Source organism: Micromonospora sp. NPDC002411 (assembly GCF_053592955.1).
The window spans coordinates 1-7,176 of sequence record NZ_JBSFBM010000340.1 but is presented as its reverse complement, the minus strand read 5'-3'; the positions used below and the strand labels follow the sequence as shown (position 1 = coordinate 7,176).

General features: G+C 71.7%; 6 protein-coding genes and 1 pseudogene. 4 read left to right on the top strand and 3 right to left on the bottom strand.

Features of this window, described 5'->3' with window-relative positions; genetic code table 11:
• Positions 1–52: 52 nt before the first annotated feature.
• Positions 53–865: pseudogene (locus tag ACWCO3_RS28870) on the top strand (elongation factor G-like protein EF-G2); the annotation flags it as partial.
• Between the two features lie 389 nt (positions 866–1,254).
• On the opposite strand, the gene ACWCO3_RS28865 reads toward ACWCO3_RS28870, so the two are convergent.
• The gene (locus tag ACWCO3_RS28865; protein ID WP_145783946.1) at positions 1,255–2,313 is read right to left on the bottom strand and encodes an aldo/keto reductase; all 1,059 of its coding nucleotides are present in this window, start codon (positions 2,311–2,313) and stop codon (positions 1,255–1,257) included.
• A 97-nt stretch (positions 2,314–2,410) separates the two neighbouring features.
• Here ACWCO3_RS28865 and ACWCO3_RS28860 point away from each other — a divergent pair, with 97 nt between their 5' ends.
• Positions 2,411–2,893 carry a hypothetical protein gene (locus ACWCO3_RS28860; protein WP_244311802.1) on the top strand — a complete coding sequence of 161 codons (483 nt, stop codon included), beginning with the start codon at positions 2,411–2,413 and terminating at the stop codon, positions 2,891–2,893.
• Between the two features lie 34 nt (positions 2,894–2,927).
• Here the strand turns inward: ACWCO3_RS28860 and ACWCO3_RS28855 are convergent, their stop codons facing one another.
• The gene (locus ACWCO3_RS28855; RefSeq protein WP_208745200.1) at positions 2,928–3,440 is read right to left on the bottom strand and encodes an HIT family protein; all 513 of its coding nucleotides are present in this window, start codon (positions 3,438–3,440) and stop codon (positions 2,928–2,930) included.
• 178 nt (positions 3,441–3,618) lie between these two features.
• Between ACWCO3_RS28855 and ACWCO3_RS28850 the strand changes: the two genes are divergently transcribed.
• Complete coding sequence (locus tag ACWCO3_RS28850) at positions 3,619–4,347, top strand: D-Ala-D-Ala carboxypeptidase family metallohydrolase (RefSeq protein ID WP_145783952.1); 729 nt, start codon at positions 3,619–3,621, stop codon at positions 4,345–4,347.
• A 44-nt stretch (positions 4,348–4,391) separates the two neighbouring features.
• Here the strand turns inward: ACWCO3_RS28850 and thrS are convergent, their stop codons facing one another.
• Positions 4,392–6,401, bottom strand: a complete 2,010-nt coding sequence (thrS, locus tag ACWCO3_RS28845) for a threonine--tRNA ligase (protein ID WP_145783954.1) — start codon at positions 6,399–6,401, stop codon at positions 4,392–4,394.
• 188 nt (positions 6,402–6,589) lie between these two features.
• Here thrS and ACWCO3_RS28840 point away from each other — a divergent pair.
• A partial coding sequence (locus ACWCO3_RS28840) for a DUF1775 domain-containing protein (protein ID WP_450013037.1) occupies positions 6,590–7,176 on the top strand: 587 nt, incomplete at its 3' end.

Genomic DNA, 7,176 nt, shown 5'->3' with positions numbered 1-7,176 from the left:
CGCCGCTCGACGACCCGCAGGTCCTCGCCGAAGGTCCAGGTCATTGTGAACCCGTAACCTCGCCCGCCTCGTCGCGGGCGACCCCACGCTACGCCTGGAACGCAACCAGGACACCCACCAGCTGGTCCTCTGGTGCATGGGCGAGGCGCACGCCGACGTGGTGCTCGACCGGCTGCGGGCCGGCGGCGTCGAACTGGACACCGAGCCGGTCAAGGTGTCGCTGCGCGAGACCCTGACAGTGCCGGCGAAGGGGCACGGCCGGCACGTCAAGCAGTCCGGTGGCCACGGCCAGTACGCGGTCTGCGACATCGAGGTCGAACCGCTGCCCGCGGGCAGCGGCTTCGAGTTCGTCGACCGGGTCGTCGGCGGCGCGGTGCCGCACAACTACATCCCCTCGGTGGAGAAGGGCGTCCGCGCCCAACTCGAACGCGGTCTGGTCGCCGGTCACCCGGTGGTGGACCTGCGGGTGACCCTGGTCGACGGCAAGGCGCACAGCGTCGACTCCTCCGACGCGGCCTTCCAGACCGCAGGAGCGCTGGCCCTGCGCGACGCCGCCGACCGTGGCCAGCCGGCACTGCTGGAGCCGATCGACGAGGTCACCATCCGGGTGCCGGACGGTTCGGTGGGCACGGTGATGGGCGACCTGTCCGGCCGACGAGGCCGTGTGCTCGGCACCGAGCCCGACCCGGACACCGATGGCCGTACCCTCGTCCGCGCCGAGGTGCCGGCCACCGAGTTGCTGCGGTACGCCGTCGAGCTGCGCTCGATGACGGCCGGCACCGGCACATTCCGCCGTCACTTCGTCCGCCACGACCCGATGCCGGCGCACCTGGCCGACCAGATCCGCAAAGAGCACACCACCTGACCCCACCCGCCTGCCCGGCTCGGCCCTGCCTGCCCGCCCGGTTCGTCTCGGCATGACCGACAAGGTCATCGGGGCGGGCGGGGCCGGGCGGATGGGTCTGCCGTGGTCGCGTCCTGTAGAGCTGCCCCAGATGTGGGGCGCGGCTACCTCCCGCTGCATGCCGACCAAGCCGCCGCCGACGCGCCCTCAGCGCGGCGACAACGCGCCCTCAGTGCGACGTCAACGCGCCCAACGCCCGAATGCGCAGCGGCCGCCCCAGAAATGGGGCAGCTCTACAGGGGCCGGCACCGACATCGGGGGTGGCACGAACCCCGACCCGCGACAGGCCTGACCCGCCGGGAGCGTGGCTCCGCTCCGCGGGGCGGACCCGACCGGGTCAGAACACTGCGTCAGGGGTGCACGGTGGGATGGATGGGCGGGGGCCAGTGGGGGCGGTCGGCGTCGCGTAGCGCCGCCGTACGCAGCGCCGCCAACTGGCGCTCGACCTCGACGAACTGGTCCGGCGGCAGCGGGCCCCGGTGCAGCGCTGCGGCGTTCTCCTCGATCTGGGCGACAGTACGGCAGCCGGGGATCGGGATGGTGCGGCCGCTGCGGGCCCAGATCCAGCCCAGCGCGCCCTGGGCGAGGGTGCGCCCGTCGGCGGTGAGCGCGGCACGGACCGCACCCACCCGACGGAGCCACTCCGGCGCGGGCCGGCCACCGCGGAACCACTCCAACCAACCGGGGGCCAACCCGCGTACGTCGTCGTGGGGCAGGGTCGACCCGGCCGAGTACTTGCCGGTGAGCAGTCCCATGCCCAGCGGGCCCCGGTTGACGCTGGCGAGGTCGTACTTGTCGCAGACGGCGAGCAGCTCCGGGGCGTCCCGCAGAACGGACAGGGTGTGCTGCACGGCAGTCGCCCCGGTGGCGGCGTGCCCGAACGCGGTGGCCCGGTCGGGACGGTCGGTGCTCCACCCGTACGCGCGGATCAGGCCCTCGGCGACCAGGTCCTCGCAGCCGCCGATCAGCGCCTGCGCGCGTGGCACCGACAGGTCGGCGAGGTGCAGCTGGTAGAGGTCGATCCGGTCGGTGCCGAGACGGCGCAGCGAGTCGGTCACGGCGGTGCGCAGGTACGCGGGCGACGCGTCCTCACCGGTGGCCTGTCGGCTCGCCTCGTCGAAGGTGTAACCCCACTTGGTGGCGATCACGGCCTCGTCCCGGCGGCCGGCGAGCGCCCGGCCGAGCACCCGCTCGCTGTGCCCGGCGCCGTACGTGTCGGCGGTGTCGAAGAGGGTGACGCCCAGGTCGAGCGCCCGGCGGACCGTCCGCACCGACTCGTCGTCGTCGACAGCGCCCCAGCCCAGCGGTTGGGTGCCCTCAGCCCACGGGCCGCCGATCGCCCAGCACCCCATACCGAGGGCGCTGACCTCGATGCCGCTGCGTCCCAACGTCCGTGTCGTGACTGCCATCGGCCGATCGTGCCACCTCCACGGGCCGGGGCGTAGCAGATCCCGGGGCCGGAATCGTGGATGCGAGCCGACCGACCACTACGGCATGATCACCCGCATGCGGAGGCTGGGTGTGGACATCGGCGGCGTGATCATCGAGCCGGCCGACGGGGACGCCGACACCTCGTTCTTCGGCGCGCACTACCTGCGTACACCTGTGGTCCACGGGGCGTTCGACGCGCTCGCGGCGCTCGGCCCGGCGTTCGACGAGGTGCACCTGGTGTCCAAGTGCGGGGAGGCCACCGAGCGCCGCACCCGGGAGTGGCTGGCCCACCACGACTTCGCGGCGCGCACCGGTATCCCGGTCGAGCGGCTCCACTTCTGCCGTACCCGTCCGGACAAGGCGCCGATCGCCCAGCGCCTCGGGCTGACCCACTTCGTGGACGACAAGCTGGAGGTGCTCGGCTACCTGACGTCGGTGCCGCACCGCTTCCTGTTCCGGCCCCGCCCGGCGGAGGTCGCCGCTCGCACAGCGCTGCTGCCTCTCGTACACCGGGTGGAGAGCTGGCCGGAGCTGACGCCGCTGCTGCGCGCCGACTAGCCGGACCGGCGGCGGCCTCGCGTCACGCCGACGGTCAGGACGGCCAGGCCCGGGCGAGCAGGTCGCGGGTGTCGTGCAGCAGTTGCGGCAGGACCTTGGTGCGGCCGATCACCGGCATGAAGTTCGCGTCGCCGCCCCAGCGGGGCACCACGTGCTGGTGCAGGTGCGCGGCGATGCCCGCGCCGGCCACCCCACCCTGGTTCATGCCCAGGTTGAAGCCGTGCGCGTTGCTCACCGTGCGGATGACCCGCATCGCGGTCTGGGTGTACGACGCCAGCTCGGTGGTCTCCGGCACGTCCAGGTCGGTGTAGTCGGCGACGTGCCGGTAGGGGCAGACCAGCAGGTGCCCCGGGTTGTACGGGTAGAGGTTGAGCACCACGAAGACGTGCTCGCCGCGGGCCACCACCAGGCTCTCCTCCGGCGGCAGCTGGGGAGCGCGGCAGAACGGGCAGCCGGTCGGCTTCTCGTAGCCCTCGGCCGGGCGGTCCTCGCCGGAGATGTAGGTCATCCGGTGCGGCGTCCAGAGCCGCTCCAGGCCGTCCGCCATGCCGCCGATGTCCGTGTGCCGTTCCGCCCCTGTCACGAGCCGATCCTACGGAGCCCCGCAGGCATGCCGCGACACCTGCCCGACGGGAAAACGTCACCGTGCAAGTTCTTGACGGATCAACAGTGAAACATGAAGATTCCATGCATCCAGAAACTTCCATGCATTGATGGAGGGCTACATGATCCGACGGCTCGGCCGGCTCCTCGCGGCACTCGCCCTGACCGCCGCCACCACAGTGGCCGGCGTCACCCTCACCGCCGGCGCCGCCCAGGCGGACGGCTGCTACACCTGGGGTCGCACCCTGTCCCAGGGGGCATCCGGTGAGGACGTCCGGCAACTCCAGATCCGCGTCGCCGGCTACCCCGGTTACGGCGCGGTGCTCGGCCTCGACGGCGCGTTCGGCCCGGCCACCCGGTCGGCGGTGATCCGCTTCCAGCAGGCGTACGGGCTGCCCGCGGACGGGATCGCCGGCCCGCAGACGTTCAATCGGCTCTACGCCCTCCAGGACGACGACTGCACACCGGCCAACTTCAGCTACCCCGAGCTGAACAAGTGCAACAGCGACTGGTCCGGCGGTGCGGTCTCGGCGAGCACGGCACGGTTCAACGCGCTCGTCTCGATGTGGAAGCTCCAGGCCATGCGGCACGCCCTCGGCGACGTGTCGATCTCGATCAGCAGCAGCTTCCGCAGCTACGCCTGCAACAGCGCTGTCGGCGGCGCGTCGAACAGTCGACACCTGTACGGCGACGGGGTCGACCTGGTCGGGTCGCCGTCGTTCTGCCGGCTGGCCCAGCAGGCCCGCTACCACGGCTTCGGGCAGATCCTCGGCCCCGGCTACCCGGACCACAACGACCACACGCACGTCGCGGCGGTCGGCGGCTGGTCAGCACCGAACTGCGGCATCTGACTCCGGTGCGTGCCCGGCCGGTCGGCCGGGCACGCACCGGGGCGTCATTCCGCGGCGGCCGAGGGGCCGATGTTGGTGCGGGAGCTGACCACGTCGAGGACGTGGGTCACCGCCTCGGCGACCGGCACACCGTTGCGCTGGGATCCGTCGCGGTAGCGGAAGGAGACGGTGCCGGCGGCCACGTCGTCGTCACCGGCGATCACCATGAACGGGATCTTCTGCTGCTGCGCCGTACGGATCTTCTTCTGCATCCGGTCGTCACCCGCGTCCACCTGGGCGCGGATCCCCTCGGCGCGCAGCGCCGCGACGAAGCCGTGCAGGTAGTCGGTGTGGTCCTCACGGATCGGGATGCCCACCACCTGCACCGGCGCCAGCCAGGCCGGGAACGCCCCCGCGTAGTGCTCGGTGAGCACCCCGAAGAACCGTTCGATCGACCCGAACAACGCCCGGTGGATCATGACGGGCCGCTGGCGGCTGCCGTCGGCTGCCTGGTACTCCAGCCCGAAGCGCTCCGGCTGGTTGAAGTCGACCTGGATGGTGGACATCTGCCAGGTCCGGCCGATCGCGTCCCGCGCCTGCACGGAGATCTTCGGCCCGTAGAACGCCGCGCCGCCCGGGTCGGGCACCAGGTCCAGGCCGGAGGTCGCGGCGGCGGTCCGCAGCGCCTCGGTGGCCTCTTCCCAGTCCTCGTCGGCGCCGATGAACTTGGGCGAGTCGTCCCGGGTCGACAGCTCCAGGTAGAAGTCGTCCAGCCCGTAGTCACGCAGCAGGTCCAGCACGAAGCTGAGCAGCGTGGACAGCTCACCGGCCATCTGCTCGCGGGTGCAGTAGATGTGCGAGTCGTCCTGGGTCAGGCCACGGACCCGGGTCAGGCCGTGCACGACACCGGACTTCTCGTACCGGTAGACGGTGCCGAACTCGAACATCCGCAGCGGCAGCTCCCGGTACGACCGCCCGCGCCCCCTGAAGATCAGGTTGTGCATCGGGCAGTTCATCGCCTTGAGGTAGTAGTCCGCGCCCTCCAGCTGCATGGGCGGGAACATGGTGTCCGCGTAGTACGGCAGGTGACCGGAGGTCTGGAACAGCTGCGCCTTGGTGATGTGCGGGGTGTTGACGAACTCGTACCCCGCCTCCTCGTGGCGCCGCCGCGAGTAGTGCTCCATCTCCCGGCGGATGATCCCGCCCTTGGGGTGGAAGACCGCGAGGCCGGAGCCGATCTCGTCGGGGAAGCTGAACAGGTCGAGGTCCGCACCGAGCTTGCGGTGGTCGCGCCGGGCGGCCTCCTCCAGCAGCTTCAGGTACGCCTTGAGCTCGTCCCGGGTCGGCCACGCGGTGCCGTACACCCGCTGCAGTTGGGGGTTCTTCTCCGAACCGCGCCAGTAGGCGGCGGCGGAGCGCATCAGCTTGAACGCGCCGATCAGGCGGGTGGTCGGCAGGTGCGGGCCCCGGCAGAGGTCCGACCAGCAGACCTTGTCCTCCTTGGCGTCGAGGTTGTCGTAGATGGTCAGCTCGCCGCCGCCCACCTCCATGACCTCGTCGGTGTCCAGGCCCTCGCCCTTGACCTCGATCAACTCCAGCTTGAAGGGCTCGTCGGCCAGCTCGGAGCGCGCCTCGTCCAGGCTGCCGAAGCGGCGACGGCGGAACCGCTGCCCGGACTTGATGATCTCCTGCATGCGCTTCTCGAGCTTGCTGAGGTCATCGGGCTGGAACGGCTTGTCGACGTCGAAGTCGTAGTAGAAGCCGTTCTCGATCGGCGGGCCGATGCCCAGCTTGGCCTCGGGGAAGATGTCCTGCACGGCCTGGGCGAGGACGTGCGCGGTGGAGTGGCGCAGCACGTTGAGCCCGTCGGGCGAATCCAGGCTGACCGGCTCGACGACGGTCTCCTCGGCCGGCGACCAGTCCAGGTCACGCAGCTGACCCTGCGGGTCGCGGACCACGACGATCGCCTTGGGGCCGTTCGCGGGCAGTCCGGCCGCGGCCACCGCGTCGGCCGCCGTCGTCCCGGCGGCGACGACGACGGGGTCGGCCACGGCGGGGGTACGGGGTGCGGACACGGTGACTCCTCCAAGCGGTACGAAACGGTGCCGATCCTCGGCTCCTGCCGATGCTATCGGTCCACCCTCCCGGGGTCCGGAAGGGCACCTTCCTGCCGGCCACGTTGAACCTTTCGCGCCCCGCAGCCGAACTACCAGGTGTGGCCGGAAACCGGTGCCGGCCGCACGGACACGGATGGGGGCACGAGATGGCGAGCACGCACGGCGGCGAGCGCCGACGGCGGATCGCGGCGGTGACCGCGCTGACCGCCGCCGGGCTGCTGTTCTGGCCCAGCGCGGCGTCCGCGGCGGACGTGACGACCACCCCGACCGAGGCCCGACAGGGCGACGCCGTACGCCTCGAATTCACAGTGCCGGAGGATCGAGCCGGCACGAAGACGAACCAGATCGAGGTCCGGCTGCCGGTCGACGCGCCGATCGCCGAGGTCTACCCGATGTCGGTGGACGGGTGGGCGCCCCGGCTCAGCTCCCGCACCCTGGACAAGCCGCTGGCCGGAATCCACTCCTCCGGGGTGAGCACTGTGACCACGGCGGTGACCTGGGTCCGGGTCGGCGAGAGCGGGTCCGGGCCGGCCCGGCTGGCGCTGTCCATGGGCCCGATGCCGCAGGCGGAGCGGCTCACCTTCGAGGTCGTCCAGACGTACGCCGATGGCACTGTGGTCCGGTGGGCGGACGCGACGGGCGCGCACCGCGCCCCGGTGCTGACCCTGCTGCCGGCGGCCCCGGGCGCTGCCGGACCGGCCGCACACGGCGGAGGCCACGGCGCACCGGCCCC

What these genes read in the sequence shown, in the direction of transcription:
- ACWCO3_RS28855 (WP_208745200.1), bottom strand. Translation starts at nt 3,440, where the DNA reads ATGGCGGACGGCCTGGAGCGGCTCTGGACGCCGCACCGGATGACCTAC.
- ACWCO3_RS28850 (WP_145783952.1), top strand. Translation starts at nt 3,619, where the DNA reads ATGATCCGACGGCTCGGCCGGCTCCTCGCGGCACTCGCCCTGACCGCC.
- ACWCO3_RS28860 (WP_244311802.1), top strand. Translation starts at nt 2,411, where the DNA reads ATGCGGAGGCTGGGTGTGGACATCGGCGGCGTGATCATCGAGCCGGCC.
- ACWCO3_RS28865 (WP_145783946.1), bottom strand. Translation starts at nt 2,313, where the DNA reads ATGGCAGTCACGACACGGACGTTGGGACGCAGCGGCATCGAGGTCAGC.